Annotated in this window: 25 protein-coding genes, 1 tRNA gene and 1 riboswitch; of the genes, 14 read left to right on the top strand and 12 right to left on the bottom strand. The window is 62.7% G+C overall.

All coding sequences use genetic code 11. The features are described from left to right. Positions 1–73 precede the first annotated feature (73 nt). Both OO25_RS18840 and OO25_RS18835 read left to right on the top strand, forming a co-directional pair. On the top strand, positions 74–610 hold the full coding sequence (locus tag OO25_RS18840; protein ID WP_040182096.1) for a peroxiredoxin-like family protein: 537 nt from the start codon (positions 74–76) through the stop codon (positions 608–610). Between the two features lie 175 nt (positions 611–785). Beyond that, positions 786–1,037, top strand: a complete 252-nt coding sequence (locus OO25_RS18835) for a WGR domain-containing protein (RefSeq protein WP_014874051.1) — start codon at positions 786–788, stop codon at positions 1,035–1,037. A gap of 117 nt (positions 1,038–1,154) precedes the next feature. On the opposite strand, the gene OO25_RS18830 is transcribed toward OO25_RS18835, so the two are convergent. Then, positions 1,155–1,541 carry a DUF2147 domain-containing protein gene (locus OO25_RS18830; protein ID WP_014874050.1) on the bottom strand — a complete coding sequence of 129 codons (387 nt, stop codon included), beginning with the start codon at positions 1,539–1,541 and terminating at the stop codon, positions 1,155–1,157. A 132-nt stretch (positions 1,542–1,673) separates the two neighbouring features. Here OO25_RS18830 and hisA point away from each other — a divergent pair, with 132 nt between their 5' ends. After that, positions 1,674–2,396, top strand: coding sequence for a 1-(5-phosphoribosyl)-5-[(5-phosphoribosylamino)methylideneamino]imidazole-4-carboxamide isomerase (gene hisA / locus OO25_RS18825; RefSeq protein ID WP_040182007.1), 723 nt, complete (start codon positions 1,674–1,676; stop codon positions 2,394–2,396). Positions 2,397–2,482: 86 nt separating this feature from the next. Here the strand turns inward: hisA and OO25_RS18820 are convergent, their stop codons facing one another. Continuing rightward, on the bottom strand, positions 2,483–2,929 hold the full coding sequence (locus OO25_RS18820) for a DUF302 domain-containing protein (RefSeq protein WP_040182004.1): 447 nt from the start codon (positions 2,927–2,929) through the stop codon (positions 2,483–2,485). 270 nt (positions 2,930–3,199) lie between these two features. Between OO25_RS18820 and OO25_RS18810 the strand changes: the two genes are divergently transcribed. Genes OO25_RS18810 through OO25_RS18800 form a run of 3 tightly spaced genes read left to right on the top strand, consistent with a single transcriptional unit; the run spans position 3,200 to position 4,792 of the window. Continuing rightward, a complete protein-coding gene (locus OO25_RS18810) occupies positions 3,200–3,682 on the top strand; it encodes a DUF2867 domain-containing protein (protein WP_040181999.1) in 483 nt (160 codons plus the stop codon). Between the two features lie 34 nt (positions 3,683–3,716). Continuing rightward, a complete protein-coding gene (hisF, locus tag OO25_RS18805; protein ID WP_040181997.1) occupies positions 3,717–4,478 on the top strand; it encodes an imidazole glycerol phosphate synthase subunit HisF in 762 nt (253 codons plus the stop codon). Then, entirely contained in the window at positions 4,475–4,792 is a 318-nt protein-coding gene (locus tag OO25_RS18800) for a phosphoribosyl-ATP diphosphatase (protein WP_014874045.1), read from the top strand. The genes hisF and OO25_RS18800 overlap by 4 nt, the downstream gene beginning before the upstream one ends. 45 nt (positions 4,793–4,837) lie before the next feature. On the opposite strand, the gene OO25_RS18795 is transcribed toward OO25_RS18800, so the two are convergent. The 3 genes from OO25_RS18795 to rlmB form a co-directional block, all read right to left on the bottom strand. Then, the gene (locus tag OO25_RS18795; protein WP_040181994.1) at positions 4,838–5,308 is read right to left on the bottom strand and encodes a CoA-binding protein; all 471 of its coding nucleotides are present in this window, start codon (positions 5,306–5,308) and stop codon (positions 4,838–4,840) included. A gap of 370 nt (positions 5,309–5,678) precedes the next feature. Then, positions 5,679–6,242 (bottom strand): YHS domain-containing (seleno)protein, encoded by a 564-nt coding sequence (locus OO25_RS18790; RefSeq protein WP_242407072.1) that lies wholly within the window; start codon positions 6,240–6,242, stop codon positions 5,679–5,681. Positions 6,243–6,438: 196 nt separating this feature from the next. Next, positions 6,439–7,215 carry a 23S rRNA (guanosine(2251)-2'-O)-methyltransferase RlmB gene (gene rlmB / locus OO25_RS18785; RefSeq protein WP_040174315.1) on the bottom strand — a complete coding sequence of 259 codons (777 nt, stop codon included), beginning with the start codon at positions 7,213–7,215 and terminating at the stop codon, positions 6,439–6,441. Between the two features lie 120 nt (positions 7,216–7,335). Here rlmB and OO25_RS23025 point away from each other — a divergent pair. Next, positions 7,336–7,419: transfer RNA gene (locus OO25_RS23025), tRNA-Tyr, on the top strand. Between the two features lie 224 nt (positions 7,420–7,643). Here OO25_RS23025 and OO25_RS18780 read toward each other — a convergent pair. From OO25_RS18780 to bioB, 7 genes are all read right to left on the bottom strand, one after another. Continuing rightward, positions 7,644–8,171 carry a DUF2478 domain-containing protein gene (locus OO25_RS18780; RefSeq protein ID WP_040174257.1) on the bottom strand — a complete coding sequence of 176 codons (528 nt, stop codon included), beginning with the start codon at positions 8,169–8,171 and terminating at the stop codon, positions 7,644–7,646. A 105-nt stretch (positions 8,172–8,276) separates the two neighbouring features. After that, positions 8,277–9,065, bottom strand: coding sequence for a methyltransferase (locus OO25_RS18775; RefSeq protein WP_040181991.1), 789 nt, complete (start codon positions 9,063–9,065; stop codon positions 8,277–8,279). Beyond that, positions 9,062–9,682 carry a pimeloyl-ACP methyl esterase BioG family protein gene (locus OO25_RS18770; RefSeq protein ID WP_040181988.1) on the bottom strand — a complete coding sequence of 207 codons (621 nt, stop codon included), beginning with the start codon at positions 9,680–9,682 and terminating at the stop codon, positions 9,062–9,064. Before OO25_RS18770 ends, OO25_RS18775 begins: the two co-directional genes overlap by 4 nt. Further along, the gene (gene bioA / locus OO25_RS18765; protein ID WP_040181987.1) at positions 9,683–10,996 is read right to left on the bottom strand and encodes an adenosylmethionine--8-amino-7-oxononanoate transaminase; all 1,314 of its coding nucleotides are present in this window, start codon (positions 10,994–10,996) and stop codon (positions 9,683–9,685) included. It abuts the gene before it with no gap. Next, entirely contained in the window at positions 10,993–11,634 is a 642-nt protein-coding gene (gene bioD / locus OO25_RS18760) for a dethiobiotin synthase (RefSeq protein ID WP_040181985.1), read from the bottom strand. The genes bioA and bioD overlap by 4 nt, the downstream gene beginning before the upstream one ends. Beyond that, entirely contained in the window at positions 11,631–12,770 is a 1,140-nt protein-coding gene (locus tag OO25_RS18755; RefSeq protein ID WP_040181983.1) for an 8-amino-7-oxononanoate synthase, read from the bottom strand. Before OO25_RS18755 ends, bioD begins: the two co-directional genes overlap by 4 nt. After that, positions 12,770–13,747, bottom strand: a complete 978-nt coding sequence (gene bioB, locus OO25_RS18750) for a biotin synthase BioB (RefSeq protein ID WP_040174273.1) — start codon at positions 13,745–13,747, stop codon at positions 12,770–12,772. The genes OO25_RS18755 and bioB overlap by 1 nt, the downstream gene beginning before the upstream one ends. Positions 13,748–13,956: 209 nt before the next feature. Further along, positions 13,957–14,086: riboswitch (TPP riboswitch) on the top strand. A 122-nt stretch (positions 14,087–14,208) separates the two neighbouring features. On the opposite strand from bioB, the gene thiC reads away from it, so the two are divergent. The 7 genes from thiC to OO25_RS18715 are packed head-to-tail and all read left to right on the top strand — an operon-like array spanning position 14,209 to position 20,289. Further along, positions 14,209–16,023, top strand: coding sequence for a phosphomethylpyrimidine synthase ThiC (gene thiC, locus OO25_RS18745; protein WP_040181980.1), 1,815 nt, complete (start codon positions 14,209–14,211; stop codon positions 16,021–16,023). Continuing rightward, positions 16,020–16,994, top strand: coding sequence for an FAD-dependent oxidoreductase (locus OO25_RS18740; RefSeq protein WP_040181977.1), 975 nt, complete (start codon positions 16,020–16,022; stop codon positions 16,992–16,994). Before thiC ends, OO25_RS18740 begins: the two co-directional genes overlap by 4 nt. Next, positions 16,963–17,160 (top strand): sulfur carrier protein ThiS, encoded by a 198-nt coding sequence (thiS, locus tag OO25_RS18735; RefSeq protein ID WP_040174277.1) that lies wholly within the window; start codon positions 16,963–16,965, stop codon positions 17,158–17,160. Before OO25_RS18740 ends, thiS begins: the two co-directional genes overlap by 32 nt. Before the next feature lie 3 nt (positions 17,161–17,163). Next, entirely contained in the window at positions 17,164–17,931 is a 768-nt protein-coding gene (locus OO25_RS18730) for a thiazole synthase (protein ID WP_040181975.1), read from the top strand. Between the two features lie 23 nt (positions 17,932–17,954). Then, the gene (locus OO25_RS18725) at positions 17,955–18,548 is read left to right on the top strand and encodes a thiamine phosphate synthase (RefSeq protein ID WP_040181974.1); all 594 of its coding nucleotides are present in this window, start codon (positions 17,955–17,957) and stop codon (positions 18,546–18,548) included. Next, a complete protein-coding gene (locus tag OO25_RS18720) occupies positions 18,524–19,513 on the top strand; it encodes a HesA/MoeB/ThiF family protein (protein ID WP_040181973.1) in 990 nt (329 codons plus the stop codon). The genes OO25_RS18725 and OO25_RS18720 overlap by 25 nt, the downstream gene beginning before the upstream one ends. Beyond that, complete coding sequence (locus OO25_RS18715) at positions 19,510–20,289, top strand: hydroxymethylpyrimidine/phosphomethylpyrimidine kinase (RefSeq protein WP_040181971.1); 780 nt, start codon at positions 19,510–19,512, stop codon at positions 20,287–20,289. The genes OO25_RS18720 and OO25_RS18715 overlap by 4 nt, the downstream gene beginning before the upstream one ends. Positions 20,290–20,564 lie beyond the last annotated feature (275 nt).

Genomic DNA, 20,564 nt, shown 5'->3' with positions numbered 1-20,564 from the left:
GATTTATGTGACCATAATCTGCGCAAAGATGAAAAACAAGCCACCAAAACTGCGATCTGACAAGGACCACCCCATGCTGATGCCACGCCAAAAAACACCCGATCTCACCCTGCCGACACTGGACCACGGGACATTTAATCTGTCGTCAGAAGATGCGACACGGGGCACAGTGATCTGTTTTTACCGCGGATTGCACTGCCCGATCTGCGCCAACTATCTGACTGAGCTGGAAAAGCGGGTTGCTGATTTCGCCAGCCGCGGCGTGGCCTGTATCGCCGTCAGCAGTGATGGCGAGGAACGGACCCGCGCCATGGCCGACAAGATCGGCGCTAAGGCGCTGCGCTTTGGTTATGACCTGTCGCTGAATGTCGCCCGCCAGTGGGGGCTGTATCTGTCCACCTCGCGCGGGAAGACCTCCATCGGGATCGAAGAACCGGCGCTGTTTTCCGAACCCGGCCTGTTCATGGTGACGCCTGAGCAGACGCTTTATTACGGATCGGTGCAGACCATGCCCTTCGTGCGCCCGCATTTCTCGGAGCTGGTCTCGGCGCTGGATTTTGCCATCGCCAATGACTACCCCGCGCGCGGCGAATACGACGGCGACGTCTGATCACAAGCCGCAGACCGATAAAGGGAGGTATCTGGCCGCAGGGTGCTGTGGCCAGATGGCAACCGGACGCAGCATGGGAATGCGAAATCCGGGCGAGAATGGATGGACAGTGGGGGCGCACACGGGCATACACCGCAAACCCAGATATCCCCAGTCTTTTGCAGGTCGCCGCCCGGTGCAGATCCGTCTCGAAAAATTCGACTATATTGAAGGTCAGCACCGCTATTGCGTGCTGAACCTGAGCCAGACCCTGTTCGGGGAGTGGTGTGTCGAACAGACCAACGGCCCATTGGGAGAGGCCGGCGGTCAACAACGGCGCAGCTATTATACATCCCAGGAAACCGCCCTGGCCGCTGCCGAGAAACATCGCGACCGCCAGATCAAACGTGGCTTTGTGCCGATCCCGGTGCAGCTGGGACTGTTCTAAGGCCCAGCCCCAGTCTTCGCACACCCATCATCCGCACGCCCATCAAAAAAGGGCGCCGATCTGATGCCGCCACCCCCTTGAGGTACTGATCCACTCACGTGACCTTGAAGGGCGCGCTTACTTCACCCGGCTCCAGGTCTGTTTGGAGCAGATCAACCCACCCGCCACGCAGCCGCGCAGGGCCAGCGATTTGCCGGACAGGTTCATCTTGCCGGTATAGATCTTGTTGTTCGAGGGGCGCCAGACCTTGCCCGCATAAGAGCCATCGCCATTCGCCACCATGTCGATCACCAGCGTTTTGCCGATGTTGGGCGATTTATACTCTCCCTCGGCATTGAACGTCCGGCTGATCTTGCCACAGACTGCAGCGCCGCAGGGCGCCATGGTGACATGCGCATAAGAGCCGTCATCAGGCTGGGTTTTCCAGGTGCCCAGCACCGGATCAGCTGAGGCCATGCCCGCCAGTCCCAATGCACAGGCAATACCAAGTGCCAGTTTTTTCATGTGTCATCCTCCCTTTTGCAGCCAGTCTGGCCGCCAAGGGGCAATTCAGGCAAGCTTGACCTCGGGTCGCGTTGCAATCCGGCGCGGCCTTGTGCAAAAGAGGCCAGCTTAGTTTGATGAAGGACCGGCCGGATGATCCTCTACCCCGCAATCGACCTCAAGGATGGCCAGGCCGTTCGCCTGTTGCACGGCGATATGGAAAAGACCACCGTCTTCAACGACGACCCGGCAGCGCAGGCGTTGGAGTTTGTCGAGGCAGGCTGTGATTGGCTGCATCTGGTGGATCTGAACGGGGCCTTTGCGGGTGAGCCGATCAACGCGGCCCCGGTCGAAGAGATCCTGAAGCGCTGCAAGGTCCCGGCCCAGCTGGGCGGCGGCATTCGCGACATGGCCACCATCGAGCGTTGGATTGACAAAGGTCTGGCGCGGGTGATCCTCGGCACCGTCGCGGTAGAGAACCCCGATCTGGTCCGCGAAGCGGCGCGCGCCTTCCCCGGCAAGGTCGCCGTCGGGATTGATGCCCGCAATGGCCGCGTCGCCACCAAGGGCTGGGCCGAAGAGACCGATGTCATGGTGACCGATCTGGCAAAATCCTTTGAGGATGCCGGTGTGGCCGCGATTATCTACACCGATATTCTGCGCGATGGCGCCATGAAAGGTCCGAACGTTGAGGCCACAGCCGCGCTGGCCAATGCCGTGAGTATTCCGGTGATTGCCTCGGGCGGCGTTTCTTCGTTGGACGATCTGCAGGCGCTCAAATCCTGCGGCGCGCCTTTGAACGGCGCCATCTCCGGTCGCGCGCTTTATGATGGCGCGATTGACCTTGGCAAGGCGCTGAAGATCCTGAAAAGCTGATCGCCCCTCTTCTGGCTGAAAATATCCCCGGGGTGAAGGGACCAGAGGGGGCAGCGCCCCCTCCGCCTGTGCTGAAACCGCCCGCGTTATTTGACCGCGGCACCCGTCAGCTTGCCAAGCGCGCCCTGCATCTTGGCCACGGCCTCCGCATCGGCCGGAACATCCAGCGCTGAGAGCATCTCGGCCGGATCTTCATAGGTCAGCCAGACCTGCCCCTCCGCGTCCTGATACGCGAGGATTTTCAGGGGCAGGAACAACCCCGCGCGCGGATCCGCCTGCATCACCGGGGTGCCCAGTTTGGGATTGCCAAAAATCAGCAGCTGCGCGTCACCAAGCGACAGATCCACTTTCTGCGCCCCTGCGGCGTGATCCACACGGGCAAACACCGTGGCGCCCGCGCCCTCAACGGCGGCCTGCAGCGCATCCATGGTGTCGGCCACGGGTTTCTGGCTTGGTATTTTGATCAGGTCAGCAGCGGCAGGAAGGGCAGACATAACAGCAATGGCTCCGGCGAGGGCAAGGGATTTGATCATAACGGCAGCTCCGAATTGGGGAATGAATGCGCTAAGAACAAGCCAGCAAAGCCCTGTGTACAATTCACATCTTTGGCATCGGCAAACCCGTGCCACAGGGCCGGGTCCGATCGTTTGATCACAGCAAGCGCAGTCATAAACGGCGCCGAGGCAGATGCCGCGCCCCCTGCGGCACCGCGCCCGCTTCCCATCTGTCGCAAATTGACGTTTATTGCGCCGCAATAGTGCCGTTGATCTCTCCGGTGCGAAGACAGAAACGGAACTCAGCCCATGCCCCGCGTCCGCAAGACCCGCCTCCCCGACAGTGCCCGTTTGTGGCAGATGGTCTCGCCCGGCGATTTCATCGACGGCTATGCGGTTGAAAGCCCATTGTCCCCGCGGGAGGCTGCCGATATTGGCCTGTCGATGCCGGGATGGGCCTCCGCGCTTTTGCGCCTGCGCAACGCGATTGTGCGCCCGCTGGGACTGAAAACCGAGGTGAGTGACACCGGCGAAGGCGCGATCTTTCCCGTCACCTTTGAGGACAGCCGCGAATTGATCCTGGGTGCCGATGACAGTCATCTGGATTTCCGCATCACCGTTTTACGCCACGACGGGCAGATTTACATGGCCACCTGGGTACACCGGCATAACCTTCAGGGGCGGATCTATCTGGCGCTGGTGATGCCGTTTCATATCCTGATTGTCCGGGACAGTATGCGCCGCATCGCGCGGCACAGCCCCGCGATTGCATCCCAACCACCCGCGCAGTAAGACAAGACCAACCGCAGCGGCAAAGGGATCCTCCATGCTGAAAACCCGCATTATCCCCTGTCTCGACGTGGCTGATGGCCGCGTGGTCAAAGGTGTGAATTTCGTTGGCCTGCGCGACGCCGGCGATCCCGTTGAGGCCGCCAAGGCCTATGATGCGGCCGGCGCGGATGAGATCTGCTTTCTTGACATCCACGCGACCCATGAAAACCGTGGCACCATGTTCGATATGGTTCGGCGCACAGCGGAGCAATGTTTCGTACCGCTCACCGTTGGCGGTGGGGTCCGTACCAAAGAAGACGTGCGTGCCTTGCTCCTGGCTGGGGCCGATAAGGTCTCGTTCAATTCCGCAGCAGTGGCCAACCCGGATGTCATTCGCGAGGCTGCGGATCAGTTCGGCAGCCAGTGTATCGTCTGCGCCATTGACGCAAAAACGGTGGCACCTGGAAAATGGGAGATCTTCACCCATGGCGGTCGCCGCGAAACCGGAATTGATGCGGTTGAATTCGCCCGGCTCGTGGTGGCCAAAGGTGCGGGAGAAATCCTACTGACCTCAATGGACCGCGACGGCACCAAATCAGGTTTCAACCTGCCGCTGACCCGCGCGATATCCGATGCCGTCGATGTGCCCGTGATTGCCTCTGGTGGTGTCGGCACGCTGGACCATCTGGTAGAGGGCGTCACCAAGGGCGGTGCCAGCGCGGTTCTGGCGGCCTCCATCTTTCACTTTGGTGAATTCACTGTGCAGGAAGCCAAACAACATATGGCCGCTGCCGGTATCCTGATGAGGCTGACATGACCCTGTTGCACGATCTTGAGACCACCATTCTGTCCCGCAAGGGGGCTGATCCGGACAGCAGCTGGACCGCCAAACTGCTCGCCAAGGGGCCGGAAAAATGTGCCGAGAAATTCGGCGAGGAAGCCATTGAGGCCATCATTGAGGCGGTGAAGGACAACAAGACCGGCCTCGCCTCTGAGGGGGCGGATGTACTTTATCATTTTCTGGTGATGCTGGCGGCGCGTGATGTGGCGCTGGATGATGTGCTTCAGGTGCTGGCAGATCGTCAGGGGCTGAGTGGCATTGCTGAGAAGGCCGCGCGACCCAAGGGCTGACATAGGGATCTGGCGCTGGCGGGAGCACTGATTTGGCCAGCCGCCTCAGAGCTTCGAGGAAATGATCCCGGTGGCAAATCCACCCATGCGCAGCTCTCCGAACAGGCGCTGATATTCGATCTTCGGACAGCGGTTCTGGATCACTGTGACACCGCGCGCCTCCGCCTTTGCGGCGGCCCCAGCATGCTCTACGCCGATCTGCATCCAGATCGTCTGCACCCCTTCGCAGACCTCCAGCGCCTCCTCCACGATGGCGGGCACCGCCTCGGAGCGGCGAAAGATGTCGACCATATCGATCGGCTCCTGAATATCGCTTAGGCTGGCGTGAATGGTCTGACCAAACAGGGACTTCCCGGCATGACCCGGGTTCACCGGCAGCACGCGATAGCCCTTGAGGCCGAGATACCGCGCCACATAGTAGCTGGGACGGACCGAATTGGTGGAAACGCCAACCACCGCGATGGTCTTGGTGCGTGTCAGCACATCTTTCAGATGCTGGTCAGTATAGTCTGGCATCGCTCCCCCGTCTGCGCTGGTCTCACATCGCCCTGCCAAAGTCGTCTGATGAGCGTTGCGTCAATCCTGACCGTATCGCCTGATGCATTGGGTGCAAGGTCAATTGCGTGCTGCGGCCCTATCAGAAATCGCACGCTCCCTACAGAGCAAGAAAAATGCGCCCAGGATCAGGCCCGGGCGCAAGGTATGGAACGAGGGACAGTGAAAAAGATCTGCGAAGGTTCCAGTTCGCAGTCTGTTAATAATATGGGGTGGGTTGTCGAATTTGAAAGGGAACCTCTCAAATTCGTGACATTTCTCTCGCGCGGCCAGTCACATAGGGGGCTGTCACGGGACTTCCGCAACTCAGGCAAGAGGCGGTGCCTGCCGGTCACTTCCGCAGGATTTTGGGCCACCGCCCCTCTGCGGCGGCGATCAGCGCTTGCCGCTCGGCCTGCCAGGCGGCCAGCGCGCTTGGATTGTTCAGCAGATAAAGCCGACCATCCGCAATCACCCAAAGCGTCGGATTGCCGGGCGCCAGATACCCTTTGGAGAGCGCATAGGCGCAATAGCCCCCAAACCGGGGCGCATAGGCACGGGGGTTCAGCTCAAACCGCTCCTGATTCTGCGAGGAGGCAAAACGCCAGACGGCCCCATGCCACAGGATCGCATGGGTCTGCTGGCCCAGCACGGCCGTCCCATCCTGAAAAAATGCCACCACATCATGGCCACCTGCCGCCACGCCCTTTGGCGCGGAGACCAGCGCCGGATCAGCGCGGGCGGTCTCAGGTCTCAGCGTTGCCGTCAATGCAACCACACTGCCGATCGCCAGCACGGCCATCATCGACCTGACAACAGCACCCAGATGCCGGACTTTCCCTTCCCGCAGGCGCGAAATACGCGGCGACGGAATCGGGTGGGATCGCGGACTGGGCATGGCAGGGCGGCGGGTCACGGGCAGGCGGGGTCCTTCGTCGAGTTGTTCAGTCTTGGGGCGCAGACGGGTACATGCCCGCGACGATGTCACGATAAGTCTGCCCGGCAGACCGGCGTCTGCAAAGAGAGGATACGCATTTGTGATGGGCCTGTGAGGGCGCGCTGACATTGTCAGTACGGCGCCTCACAGGCCTGATCGGGGTCGCTGGTACCAATTAGCGAGGCAGCGATGCGTAGAGCGCAATCGCCGCCGCATTGGAGACATTCAGCGACCCAAAGCCACCAGCAGCATCAATCTTAACCAGATGATCCACGGTTTCCTTCGTCTTTTGACGCAGGCCCGGCCCCTCTGCCCCGAGGACCAATGCCACAGGATCGCCCTTGCGCCCGTCCAGAACCGTTTCGATGGTTTGCTCCGCCTCGCCATCAAGGCCCAGCACTAGAAAGCCCATCCGTTGCAGTTCGACAATCGTGTCCGCAAGGTTGCGCATCCGCAGATAGGGTTGGCGCTCCAGCGCACCGCTGGCGGTTTTGGCAAGCGCGCCGGTCTCTGGTGCGGAATTGTGTCGTGTGCCGATGACCGCGCTGGCGCCCAGCACCTCTGCCGAACGCAGGATTGCGCCAACGTTGTGGGGATCTGTCACCCGGTCCAGCAGCAACACGCGCGGAACCTCCGCGCCGATGCAGTTCTCGTCCAGCCCGCCCCAATTCAGCGGCTTCACTTCGAGAACGGCGCCCTGATGGACCGACTGCTTGTCAATCGGCGGGTTGAATTTGCGAGGGTCAATCACCTCCGCCTCAACCCCCGACTGGGCAATGGCGTCGGCCAGTTTTGCCTCGGCGTTCTGGGTCACCATCAGGCGCAGTTTTTCACGCTCAGGATTGAGCAGCGCATCGCGCACCGCATGTAGGCCAAACAGCCATACGGTTTCCGCAGAAGCCGCCTTTTTGGCCTGCTCTTTTTCGACGACCCACTTGGGTTTTTTGGACATATTGCTCTCCAGCAGAAAGAAATCAGGACCCGCGTGAAAAACTTGTGTTTTTCCGGTTGACGCCCCTTTGGCCTGCTTGTAATCACGCCTCCACATCAGGTGCAACACGCAACTGATTGTGGGCGACAGGCCGCAAGGTGTGGCAGGGGACTGTAACTCCCTCGCGGAGACGCACGCCTGGTTCGATTCCAGGGTCGCCCACCATCTTCTCTCTTTCAACAGTATGAAGCAAGAAGATGGTAGCGCTTGGCGCCGGGCGAATATCTTAATTCAACCAGCTGATTTATATCATTATTCCCGACTTCACGCACCGACCACCTGCGCCTATACACTTCGCTCTCTGATATCATCGGCGGCAGGTACGCCAAACAAACCGGCGTGATATCCCCCACCGGTTTGTTAGATCAGCTGTGCGACTACAGGAATTATCAGCGCTCTTTCGCGGCCTCTGCAACGGCGGAATGAACCCAGTTTACGAGCGCATCAAGATCCGGTTCAGCCTCCTGCGCCAGCCCGTCAGAGAAGTTCTGAAACGCCTCGACATTCATCCGGTTGACGCCAGAAACCACCACCGCTCCGCGCGCCAGCGCCTCGCCGATGACAGGGCGCATTCCGCGCCCGTCCGCCTCGTGTTTGCCAAATTTGTTCACCAGCAGAACCTGCGGTGCCGGGTCCTGCCCCAGCGCCGCCGTGACCTGTCCCACCGCGCGCTCCAACGCCTCCGGGTTGAGACGGCATCCCCGCGCCTCTGGGCCGAGAGATTGCGAAATACGGATGGTCTCGCCCGCCGGCAGGACGCGCACATCCATGTCACACAGCGCGTTATCATAGCATTCGGTATTGGTCTGGACGATCCCGGCCAGTCGCAGCCCATCGGCCTGCAACCGCTCTGCCAATGCGCTGAGCAGCTTGTCGGTGGCACCGCGCTCCTGGGTCATGACGTAGGACAGATGCATTGTGGCCTCTTATTTGGTGATTTTCGGCCACAGGCTAGCGCCAAAGCAGCGCAACTGCCAGAGGCGCAATCGTCGCGCGGCCTGCGACTTTGGCCGCAGTGCCGTTCAGACGCGCCGCGCCAGCATCAGCACCGGATCATAGGTGAGACGTACACCGCCCTGATGGGGAAAACGGCTGCAATAAGCGTCTTCAAACGCCCGAAGCCTGCCACGGCTCCAGCCACCGCGCGACTGGCCGTTCACGCCGGTGTCCCGTAGATGGCGCAACACCGCGCGCGGAGTGTCAAACCTGAGAACGATCGGCGCCTGCCGCAGTTCGATCAGCCGCAGCCCCTGAGGCAGCACCCCCGCCCATTGGTGGTGGTCCATATAGTTTGGGGCTGCTGCATCAGAGCCGAGTGCGACCAATTCGTGAAAATGCGCCGAGCCGAAACCGGAGAGCGCAAGCCAGCCACCGGGGCACAACGCGGCCTCAAATCGGCGCAGCAGGCCTGGCAGGTCGCTGACCCACTGCACAACAGAGGCCGCTGCGATCAGATCTAGCGGCTCGGGCAGGCAGATGTCCTCAATTCGCCCTGGCAGGAAACTTGCGGATTTCCCCCGTGCCCTCAGGATCGGCAGCAAACCGGCCTCCGCCTCAGGCAGCAGATCGTTGAGCGTGAGGCGCGAAACCGAGAGATCCCGCAGCAGCGCATAGGTCAGATGGCCAGTCCCGGCCCCAAATTCAAACAAATGCGAAAACGGTGTCTGACCCACGTGTTTGGCCAAAAGCGCCGAAAGTTCGGCTGCAATCTGCGCCTGCGCAGACGCCGCACCGTGATAGCTGCCCAGCCCCCGGCGAAAGGCGCGCGCCACACGGGCGGCATCAACAGCTGGGGGTGTCAGATCTTTCATGAGATCACGGCCTGCCAGCTGTCGAAGTGATCAAAGGGGGCATGGGCCGCTGTGGGCAACTCCCGAAGTGGCGCACCTTCCCAGGCCCGGTGCTGATTGACAGGCGGGAAAATTCGATCCCGCCCCGCAATCCAGACCTGATCGAAGGCCACGGCGGGGGCCGCGCCGCGCGCAGCAACCGCATGCAGTTCAGCGCGGCGGGTCTCGATGTCGATCACCCTGGGGGATTGCGGCGCATTGAAGGTCCGGCGCAGGAACTGGGCAAAGCTCGCCTCGCTCAGCCCTTCCGCCGTTTTGGCCATCACGTCTGGCGGGATACCGTGCCCTGCATCCACCGGCGCAAGGGTTCCGTTGACTGCAACTTTGCGGTCAAAGGGATCGGTGCGCCCCTCCTGCCAATGGGCATAGGCTGCAACGCCAAAAGACCACGCCAGGAGGGTGATATGGTCGTAACCCGACATATCGGGAAGGTCTGCATCAAGGCTGCGGTAATCACTGACAAAAAGGATGTCCTGAGGGCCTGTGAGATGATCAAACACCTCCGGCCCCACAGCCCAGCCGCCAAAGACCACGATGGCCTCGGCTGCCTGATCCTGTTTGAGCCAGCGGAAGTCCATTTACAGCTCCCGCGCCAGCCGCAGCATGCCTGCGGTGATTTCGCTCAGCTGATCCGGCGCGGTGATGAAGGGCGGCATGGTATAGATATTCTTGCCAAAGGGACGCAGGAACACGCCCATCTCATGCGCCCGGGCGTGGGCCTCATCCGCAGACACCGCGTGTTTCATCTCGATGACGCCAATCGCGCCCAGAACCCGCACATCCGCCACATTGGGCAGATCGCGCGCCGGTGCCAGCTCGGCCTGCATCTGCTCACCGATTGCGGCGACGGTGCCGCGCCAGTCTTGAGTTTCAGGGGCCTGCCCGGTCAGCAGATCCAGCGAGGCCTTGGCCGCGGCACAGGCCAGCGGGTTGCCCATATAGGTGGGGCCATGCATGAACAGCCCGGGATTGCCGCCGCCGATGCCCTCGGCGACGCGGTCATTGGTCATGGTGCAGGCGAATGAAATATGGCCGCCCGTCAGCCCTTTGCCGAGGCAGATGATATCCGGTTCGACAGTGCAGAAACCAGTGGCGAACAGCTCGCCTGTGCGGCCGAAACCGGTGGCGATCTCGTCGAAGATCAGGAGGATGCCCAGCTCGTCACACAAGGCGCGCGCCTGATTGAGATACTCCGGGTGATAGAAATACATGCCGCCGGTGCCCTGCACCACGGGTTCCAGGATGAAAGCCGCGATCTTTTCCGCGTTGGCCTCAAGCATTTGGCGCAGCTCGCCGAGGCCGTTTTGCGCCGGGTCATCGATCCATTCTTCATGAATGCGTATCGGCGGGCGGGAGACGAAATGCTGCACGCTCAGCGCGCCCTGAAACAGATGGTGCATGCCGGTGTCCGGGTCGCAGACGCTCATCGCCTTCCAGGTGTCGCCGTGATAGCCGGAGCGGATGGTGGCGAACTCCTTGCGCCCGGGCTGGCCGATAGCGTGCTGGTACTGCACCGCCATCTTCATCGCCACTTCGACCGAGACCGAGCCGCTGTCGCAATAGAAGATGCGGGTGAGGCTGTCCGGCGTTATCTCCAACAGCTTGCGGCCCAGGTCGATCGCCGGATCATGGGTCAGCCCACCGAACATCACATGCGGCAGGGTGTCGAGTTGGTCATGGATCGCCTTGGTGATCGCCGGGTTCTTATGGCCGTGCATCATGCACCACCACGACGACATGGCGTCGATCAGCCGGGTGCCGTCGTCCAGCGTGATGTGGACACCCTCGCTTTCCTTCACCACGAAGGTCGGACCGGGTTTGGCAACGTTGGTGTAGGGATGCCAAAGGTGCTGCTGGTCGAATTCCAGCTGGGTGAGGCCGGATGCGCTCATGCCATCTCTCCTTGGGCCAGGGCGGCCTTGATCAGGTCCACCCGGATGCTGGCCTGAAAGGCCACCGCCAGCGCGTCAGAGGTCAGCTCGCCCAGAACCGGCAGCCGGCCCAGATGCGCGGCCTTGCCGAACTGGCAGATGGTTTCCTCCACCGCCGGTTCCGGATCGCCGATGAAAACAACGCCAACCACTGGGCAGCCCGCGCCGCGCAGGGCCTTCAGCGACAACAGCGTGTGGTTGATCGTGCCCAGCTGCGTCCGCGCACAAAGGATCACCGGCGCCCCCCAGCGGGTGAACAGATCAAGATACAGCGCCTTGCGGTTCAGCGGAACCATCAAACCGCCTGCCCCTTCGGCGACCAATACGCCGTCCACGTCGGGCAGGTCCAGCGTATCCGGGTCGATCTCCACGCCCTCGGACTCCGCCGACAGATGCGGCGATGCGGGGAGCTGCAGCAAGTACCCCTCCGGCAGCACCGGGCGGCCGGAGAGGCGCGCCACGATCTGGCTGTCGGTCTCCTCCTCCAGCCCGGATTGCACCGGCTTCCAGTAGGTGGCGGCCAGGGCCTGCACCAGGCCGGCCGAGAAGATGGTCTTGCCGATGCCGGTATCGGTGCCGGTGACGATCAGCGCGCTCATGTCCTTGTCTCCATTTCCCGGGCGAGGTCTTCGAACATCGCGGTCATGACCTCTGCCCCGGTATTCAAGGTGATCGACAGGCGCAGCCGCGAGGTGCCGCGGGGCACCGTCGGCGGGCGGATGCCGCGGATGTCGTAGCCGCGGGCCTGCATGGCCGAGGCCAGCGCCATGGTGCGTTTGTCGTCGCCGATCACCACCGGCAGGATCTGGCTCTGGAAGCCCGCCAGACCGCAAAGCCGTTTGGCCTCATCCTGGGCATGGCTGATGCCCTCCCATGCCCGATCGCGGCGGGCCGGGTTATCCCGCAGCTCATACAAAGCAGCGCGGACCAGTGCGGCATTCAGCGGTGACGGCGCGGTGGCATAAATGAAGCTGCGGGCCTTGTTGATCAGCGTCTCAATCAGCACACTCGGGCCGCAGATCAGCGCACCAGAGGCGCCCAGCGCCTTGCCGCAGGTGTGTAAGGAAAGGACGTTGGGACGGTGCGCGATATCATGCGCCAGCCCGCGCCCCAGATTGCCGAAGACACCGGTTGCATGGGCCTCATCCACCACCAGCACGGCGCCGGTGGCATCCGCCAGCGCCATCAGCGCGTCCAGCGGCGCCAGATCACCGTCCATCGAATAGACCGCCTCAACCGCGATCCAGACCTGGCCCTCGCCGCCTTGGGCGCGCCAGTCTTTCAGCACCCTTGCAGCATCTTCCACGTCGCTGTGGGCAAAGCTGCGGGTGTCGGCGCGGCCCAGCCGCATGCCGTCATGGGTGCTGGCATGGATCAGCGCATCATAAAGCACCAGATCGCCCTGCTGCGGCAGGGTGGAAAAAATCGCCTGATTGGCATTGAAGCCGCCGCCCATGAACAGCGCCGCCCCGGTGCCGAAAAACTCCGCCGCTTCGGCTTCCAGCAACTGGTGCTCAGCGTCATTGCCGCGCAACAGGCGCGCGCCGCCTGCCCCCACCGGCACGCCGCGTGCCACGGCGGCAATCGCCGCTGCGCACAGCACGTCGTCTCCGGCCAGGCCCAGGTAGTCGTTAGAGGCAAAGTCATGCCCGTCCCTCGGCATCAGCTGCCGGTAGCGCCCGCGATTGCGCAGCGCTTCCAGCGACGTCTCATGCCTCGGGAAGGCGCCCGCCATCAGCGGCTGCCGTCACATCCCACCGCCATCGCGGTGATGCCCAGACGGTCGAACAATTGCTGGTCCTTGTCCTCTTCGGGGTTGTCCGCAGTCAGCAGCGTGTCGCCCACAAAGATGGAATTGGCCCCGGCAAAGAAGCACATCGCCTGCATCTCATCCGACATATCGGTGCGACCTGCGGACAGACGCACATGGGATTTCGGCATCAGGATCCGGGCCAGCGCCACGGAACGGACAAATTCGATCGGATCCAGCTTCTCGACATCCGCCAGCGGCGTGTCGGCGATCGGGATCAGCATGTTCACGGGCACCGAATCCGGATGCACCTCCAGCGTTGCCAGCGCCAGCATCATGTCGATGCGGTCCAGCTGCTGCTCCCCCATGCCGACGATGCCGCCGGAGCAGACCTTGATGCCCGCCTCGCGCACCCGGTTCAGGGTGTCGATCCGGTCAGCGAATGTGCGGGTGGTGATGATCTCGGAGTAGTAGCGCTCCGAGGTGTCGATGTTGTGGTTGTAGTAATCCAGACCGGCGTCGCGCAGGCGGAACACCTGGTCTTCCTCCAGCATACCCAGGGTCATGCAGGTCTCCATCCCGAGATCCTTGACCCCCTGCACCATCGCCTCCAATGCGGCCATGTCGCGGTCCTTGGGCGAGCGCCAGGCCGCGCCCATGCAATAGCGCGTGGCGCCGCCTTCCTTGGCTTTTCTGGCCTCGGCGATCACCCGCTGCACCTCGATCAGCTTTGAGGCCGACAGCTGCGCGCCGTTGCGCGCCGACTGGGAGCAATAGGCGCAGTCCTCGGCGCAGCCGCCGGTCTTGATACTGAGGAGCTTGGATTTCTGCACCTGATTGGGGTCGAAATACTGCCGATGCACCGAGTGCGCCTGAAACAGCAGATCCATGAAAGGGGTGTTGTAAATTGCCTCCGCTTCCTCGCGGGTCCAATCGGTGCGGATGGGTGCAGCGTCCAGCATGCTGTCTCCTGTTCTCTCTACCAGATGGCCATACGCGGATGGCGTTGGTATTTTATAGATAACTTGACGTGCAGCGATCAAGTGCAAAGCTGCGCTGCGGCGAATTCGCTCTAATCTCCAACCAAAACCGTCACAACATCCTAAAATAAAACGTTAAAAATAATCTATAAAATAAAATATTGACGGAGAGACCCTGTCTCCCCTACCCCTAAAGCACGCAGGGGAGTCCCGCCAAGGGGACTGAGAGGCGTTTAGGTGCGGGGCATTCCCGAACCGGCGGCGCGACCCTTTGAACCTGACCCAGTTGATACTGGCGTAGGAAGCTAGGCGCGCATGGCTGCGGGACTTGTACACTCCCGGACGTCTTGCGATGACTGAACAAGGGGGTCCTACGCCCTCTGTTTCCCGAGCCAAACCTCATCTGGTGTCTTTTCCAAGTCTAGGCTTCGAGGAGCACCAAAATGAACGTCCCCAACCCGAAAATCACCACAGGCGCATTGCCTGCATCGCGCAAGATCTATGTCAGCGGCGAAGTCCACCCGGACATCCGCGTGCCAATGCGCGAAATCGCCACCCACCCCACCGCGGGCGAGGCGCCGCTGCCGGTCTATGACAGCTCCGGCCCCTATACCGACCCGGATGTGCTGACCGATATTCGCGAAGGTCTGCCACAGCTGCGCCGCCAGTGGATCGAAGCCCGCGGCGATGTCGCGGAATATCAGGGCCGCGATGTGAAGCCCGAGGACAACGGCTTTGCCGCAGGCGACCGGCTGGTGGCAGAGTTCCCGGTGAAACCCGCTCCCTTGCGCGGCAAGAACGGCGCGGCACCCACTCAGCTGGCCTATGCCCGCGCAGGCATCATCACGCCTGAGATGGAGTTCGTGGCAATCCGCGAGAACCAGCTGCGCGAGCTGTCCCCCTGCCACGGCAAGCGCGACGGCAATGACTTCGGCGCCAATATCCCCGACTACGTGACGCCCGAGTTCGTGCGCTCGGAAATCGCCGCGGGCCGCGCCATCATCCCGGCCAACATCAACCACCCCGAGATCGAGCCGATGATCATCGGCCGCAACTTCCTCGTGAAGATCAACGCCAACATGGGCACCTCTGCCGTCACTTCCTCGATGGAGGAGGAAGTGGACAAGCTGGTCTGGGCGATCCGCTGGGGCGCCGACACGGTGATGGATCTGTCGACGGGGCGCAACATCCACAACACCCGCGAATGGATCGTGCGCAATTCCCCTGTGCCGATCGGCACCGTGCCGATCTATCAGGCGCTGGAGAAGGTGAACGGCATCGCTGAGGACCTGACCTGGGACGTGTTCCGCGACACGCTGATCGAACAGGCGGAACAGGGCGTGGATTACTTCACCATCCATGCCGGCGTGCGGCTTCATATGGTGCCGATGACGGTGGAGCGGGTGACCGGCATCGTGTCGCGCGGCGGCTCGATCATGGCCAAGTGGTGCCTGCATCACCACAAGGAGAGCTTCCTCTATGAACATTTCGAGGAGATCTGCGACATCTGCCGCCAGTATGATGTTTCGTTCTCCTTGGGCGACGGGCTGCGCCCCGGCTCGATTGCGGACGCCAATGACGAGGCGCAGTTTGCCGAGTTGGAAACCCTGGGCGAGTTGACCAAGATCGCCTGGGCCAAGGATTGCCAGGTGATGATCGAAGGGCCGGGCCATGTCGCCATGCACAAGATCAAGGAGAATATGGACAAGCAGTTGGAGTGCTGCCACGAGGCACCGTTCTACACGCTGGGGCCGCTGACCACGGACATTGCACCGGGCTATGACCACATCACCAGCGGTATCGGGGCGGCGATGATCGGCTGGTTCGGCTGTGCGATGCTCTGCTACGTGACGCCCAAGGAACACCTTGGCCTGCCGGACCGCGACGACGTGAAAACCGGCGTGATCACTTATAAGATCGCGGCCCATGCAGCCGACCTCGCCAAGGGTCTGCCGGGGGCGCAGCGCCGTGACGATGCCCTCAGCCGCGCGCGGTTCGAGTTCCGCTGGGAGGATCAATTCAACCTGTCGCTGGATCCGGAGACGGCGCGCGAGTTCCACGACCAAACCCTGCCCAAGCAGGCGCATAAAGTGGCGCATTTCTGTTCCATGTGCGGTCCGAAGTTCTGCTCGATGCGGATCAGCCACGACATCCGTGCCGAGGCGCAGAAGGAAGGCATGGAGGCGATGGCCGCCAAGTTTCGCGAAGGCGGCGAACTCTATGTGCCAGCGCCCGAGGCTGCGGAACCGGCGGAATGATCACCATCGCAGGTGCAGGCCTCGCGGGCCTCGCCTGCGCCTATGAACTGGCGCAGCGCGGGGCTGCGGTGCGGGTCTATGAGCGCGCGACAGAGATCGGCGCGGGCAGTGTCTCGCGCTATGCAGGCGGCATGCTGGCGCCCTGGTGTGAACGCGAAAGCGCCGAGGAGGAGGTGATCACACTCGGTGGCCGCGCCATCGACTGGTGGGCCAAGGTCACAGCCGTTCACAGGCGCGGCACGCTGGTGGTGGCGCCCGCCCGCGACCGGGCAGAGCTGACCCGCTTTGCCCGTCGCACGACCGGCTATCGGGGGGTGGACGGGGCAGAGATCGCGGCACTGGAACCAGCCCTCACGGGACGCTTTGCGCAAGGTTTGTTCTTCGAACAGGAGGCGCATCTGGACCCGCGCCGCGCGATCCGGGATCTGGCGGCTGCGGCCGCCGCGCTGGGGGCGAAAATCTGCCTTGGAACGGATGCCCCCGGCTCTGTTGATCTGGATTGCAGGGGCATCGCCGCCGCAGGGCAACTGCCAGATCTGCGCCCTGTGCGCGGCGAGATGGCGATCCTGCATTGCCCGGAGGTGGAGATCAGTCGCACGCTGCGGCTGCTCCATCCGCGAATGCCGCTCTACCTGGTGCCGCGGGGCGACAGCCTGTTCATGATCGGCGGCACGATGATCGAGAGCACATCGACGCGCGCAATCACCCTGCGTTCCCTCAGTGAGTTGCTGAACGCCGCCTTCACCCTGCACCCCGGGTTTGCCGAGGCCAGCGTGGTGGAATCCGGCACAGGTCTGCGCCCCGCCTTCCCCGATAATCTGCCCCGCCTTCATCAGGACGGCGGGACGCTTTTCCTCAATGGGCTGTACCGCCACGGATTTCTGCTGGCGCCCGCCATGGCGCAGCAGGTGGCAAACCGCCTGAGACCGGAGACACAGGATGAAAATCACCGTCAACGCCAAACCGCATGAGGTCCGCGCCGGCACTCTCGACGAGGCGCTGCACCAGCTCGGCTATGCCCAGTCCGCAGTTGCAACCGCCGTCAACGGACACTTCGTGGCCCGCGCTGCCCGCCCCAAAACTCAACTGGCGGAGGGGGATCGGCTGGAGATCCTCACGCCGATGCAAGGGGGCTGAACCATGCAACTCTATGGTCAGGACATCACCTCACGCCTGTTGCTGGGGACCGCGCAATACCCCTCACCCTGCGTTCTGAACGCGGCAATCAAAAGCAGCGCCAGCGAGATCATCACGGTGTCGCTGCGGCGGGAAACGGCGGAGGGCACCGGCGCCGGGTTTTGGGATCAGTTGCGGACATTGAACTGTCGCATCCTACCCAACACAGCCGGGTGCCATTCTGTGCAGGAGGCCGTGACCACCGCCCATATGGCGCGCGAGCTGTTTGACACCCCGTGGATCAAACTGGAGGTGATCGGTCATTCCGACACGCTGCAGCCCGATGTGTTTGCGCTGGTGGAGGCCGCGCGCGTGCTGTCTGATGACGGGTTTCAGGTGTTTCCCTACACGACCGATGATCTGGTGGTGGGAGAAAAACTGCTGGAGGCAGGCTGCGAGGTGTTGATGCCTTGGGGCGCGCCGATTGGATCCGGTCAGGGCCTGCGCAACCCCGATGCGCTGCGCGCAATGCGGGCGCATTTTCCCGACGTGCCGTTGATCGTCGATGCGGGCATCGGTCGCCCTTCGGATGCCACCCAGGCAATGGAGCTGGGAATGGATGCGGTGCTGCTGAATACCGCAGTGGCAAAGGCCGGAGACCCTGCCGGCATGGCCGGTGCCATCGCACTCGCGATTGAGGCCGGCCGTGAAGGGTATCTGGCTGACCCGATGGAACGCCGCGATATGGCCGTGCCCTCCACCCCTGTTCTTGGCCTCGCCGCGCTGAGCTGAGCCCCCTCAATTTGGAGACGACAATGGAGCGTTTTTACCTGATCGTTGGCCATGTCAGCCAACTGGAACTGCTGGTGCCGCATGGGGTCCGACTGGTGCAGCTGCGGCTGAAGGACCTGCCAGAGCGGGAGATCCGCCGCCAGATCGCGCGGGCGCGGGATTTCTGTGCGGTGCATGGCGCACAGCTGGTGGTCAATGACCATTGGCAGGCCGCCCTGGACCTGAATTGCGGGTTTGTCCATTTGGGGCAGGAAGACATGGACAGCGCCGATTTTGCCGCGCTGCGTCGCAAGGGCGTGCAATTTGGCCTGTCGACCCATGATGAGGCGGAACTGGAGCGCGCCTTGGCGTTTGAGCCGGACTATATTGCCCTTGGCCCGGTGTATGAGACCCTGCTGAAGAAGATGAAATGGGCGCCACAAGGCTTGGATCGCCTGCGGCGCTGGAAGGAAATGGCGGGCGACACCCCTCTGGTCGCCATTGGCGGGCTGACGCCCGAACGCCTGCCCGGTGTCTTTGCTGCGGGCGCAGACAGCGCCGCTGTGGTCACCGATATCCAGCAGGCCCCTGATCCGGAGGCGCGCACCCGCGAATGGATCAAGGCCTGTGCCTCATGAGCCGCTTTGACCGTCAGATTGCCCTACCCGAGGTGGGGGCGGAAGGACAGGCAAAGCTTGCAGCTGCCCATGTTCTGGTGGTCGGGGCTGGCGGGCTGGGCAGCCCCGTCCTGCAATATCTCGCCGGGGCTGGACTTGGTGAAATCACGGTGGTGGATGGCGACAGTGTAGAGGCCACGAACCTGCCGCGCCAACCCCTGTATACGCCCGCAGATATCGGCCGCTACAAAGTTGACGCCGCCCGCGAAAGGCTGCGCGCCATGGCGCCCGAATTGCGCCTGCATCCCCATGCGCGAGATCTCACCCCCGACAATGTCACAGCTGCGGTGACACCGGTGGATCTGGTGATCGATGCCGCCGACAGCCACGCGGTGTCGTATACGTTGTCAGATTGTTGCCAGCGGCTGGGGCGAGATTTGATCTCTGCTTCGGCACTGGCGCAATCGGGCTATGTCGGCGTCTTCTGCGGCGGTGGCCCGTCACTGCGCGCGGTCTTCCCTGACCCGCCCGGCAGTGCCGCCACCTGCGCCAGTTCCGGTATTATGGGCCCGGTTGTCGGTGTGATTGGCGCCTGGCAGGCACAGTTGGCGCTGAAACTGTTGCTCAACCACCAGCCGACCCCGCGCGGGCGCCTCTTCAGCGTGGACTTCGCAGGGCTGCAGATGGGTGGTTTTGATTTCAGCACTGCAGAGGAGCCATCCCGCCCCTTCCCCTTCATCGGGCGGAACGCGATCACCGATGAGGATTACGTGGTTGAGTTGCGCTCCGCGCAAGAAGCCCCGACACCCGCCGTCCGCGCTGCTGTCCGTATCCTGCCGGAGGCCTTGCGCGCAAGCGATCTGCCCCGTGATCGCCGCGTGGTGCTGGCCTGTCACAGTGGCCTGCGCGCCTGGCGCACGGCGACCCAGATTGCCCCGGAGTTTGCCGGAGAACTTGTCCTGCTGGCTGCGGGGCGGCGCGGATGAGCGCGCTTCTGATCATCGCTGGAACCGACAGCAGCGGCGGTGCGGGATTGACCCGAGACATCGCCGCGGCCACTGCAATGGCCCAGCTGTTGCCGCCATTTGCACAGCGATCGCCCGCGTTGCGGCCGGTGGTGACGGCGATCACAGTGCAGACAGACACGGCGCTGGAGGAGATCCGCCCGACGCCCCCCGAGACCATCCAGAGCCAGATACGCGCAGCCGCCGCGACCGGGCCGATTTCTGCAGTAAAAATCGGTATGGTCGGCAGCGCAATGGCCGCCAAAGTCATCGCCAAGGCGCTGGCCCACTCCGTGCCCGAAACATGCCCGGTTGTGCTGGATCCCGTGCTGCGCAGCAGTTCCGGCGGCCAGTTGATGCAGGTCGCAGACCTCAAACCGCTGATTGCGCGCGCCACTCTCATCACCCCCAATCTGCAAGAGGCCGCTCAGCTTGCCCCTTCCGCCAGCAACCGGCAACCCGACAGCCCTGAGGCATCCGGCATCGCATTGCAGGCCCGTCAGTTGCAGGAGGCGGGCGCCGATGCGGTGCTGATCAAAGGCGGACACGGAGGCGGGGCCATATCGGTTGACCAGCTCTTTTTTGGTGACACGCATGTGCGCTACGACAGACCACGGCTGCAGCACGGCAGGCGTGGCACCGGCTGCACCCTTGCCACGGCAATTGCCGTTCAACTGATGGCCGGTCAGAATTTGGATCAGGCCTGCGCCCATGCCGGCGATTATGTGCATGAATGGCTGAAGGAAGGCGCGGCCTGAACCGCCCCGCTCAGGCCTGCAGGCCATCGCAGCCAGATCTCGCTTAGGCTGACGCCTGAAGAGACCCGTGGCTGCACGGCATTTCGCGTGTCTTTGCCTCGGACCGCTATTTCCGGGGCGGTGGCGCCCCTTGCTGCCCAAGGGCGCATCTAACAGTGCGGTCGACACGGAAACACCGCGCCGGACTGATCCGGCGCGGTGTTTTTGTAATCGGCCCAATTCCGAGCCTGAGCTGACCTCACTTTGTTTGGCCTAGGGGCTGGGGGCGTTTGGCG

The sequence above is a fragment of the Phaeobacter sp. S60 genome, from assembly GCF_000826845.1.
In the GTDB taxonomy this organism is placed as follows: domain Bacteria; phylum Pseudomonadota; class Alphaproteobacteria; order Rhodobacterales; family Rhodobacteraceae; genus Phaeobacter; species Phaeobacter piscinae.
The sequence above is the reverse complement of the archived record's forward strand: the minus strand, read 5'-3'. Positions and strand labels throughout refer to the sequence as shown.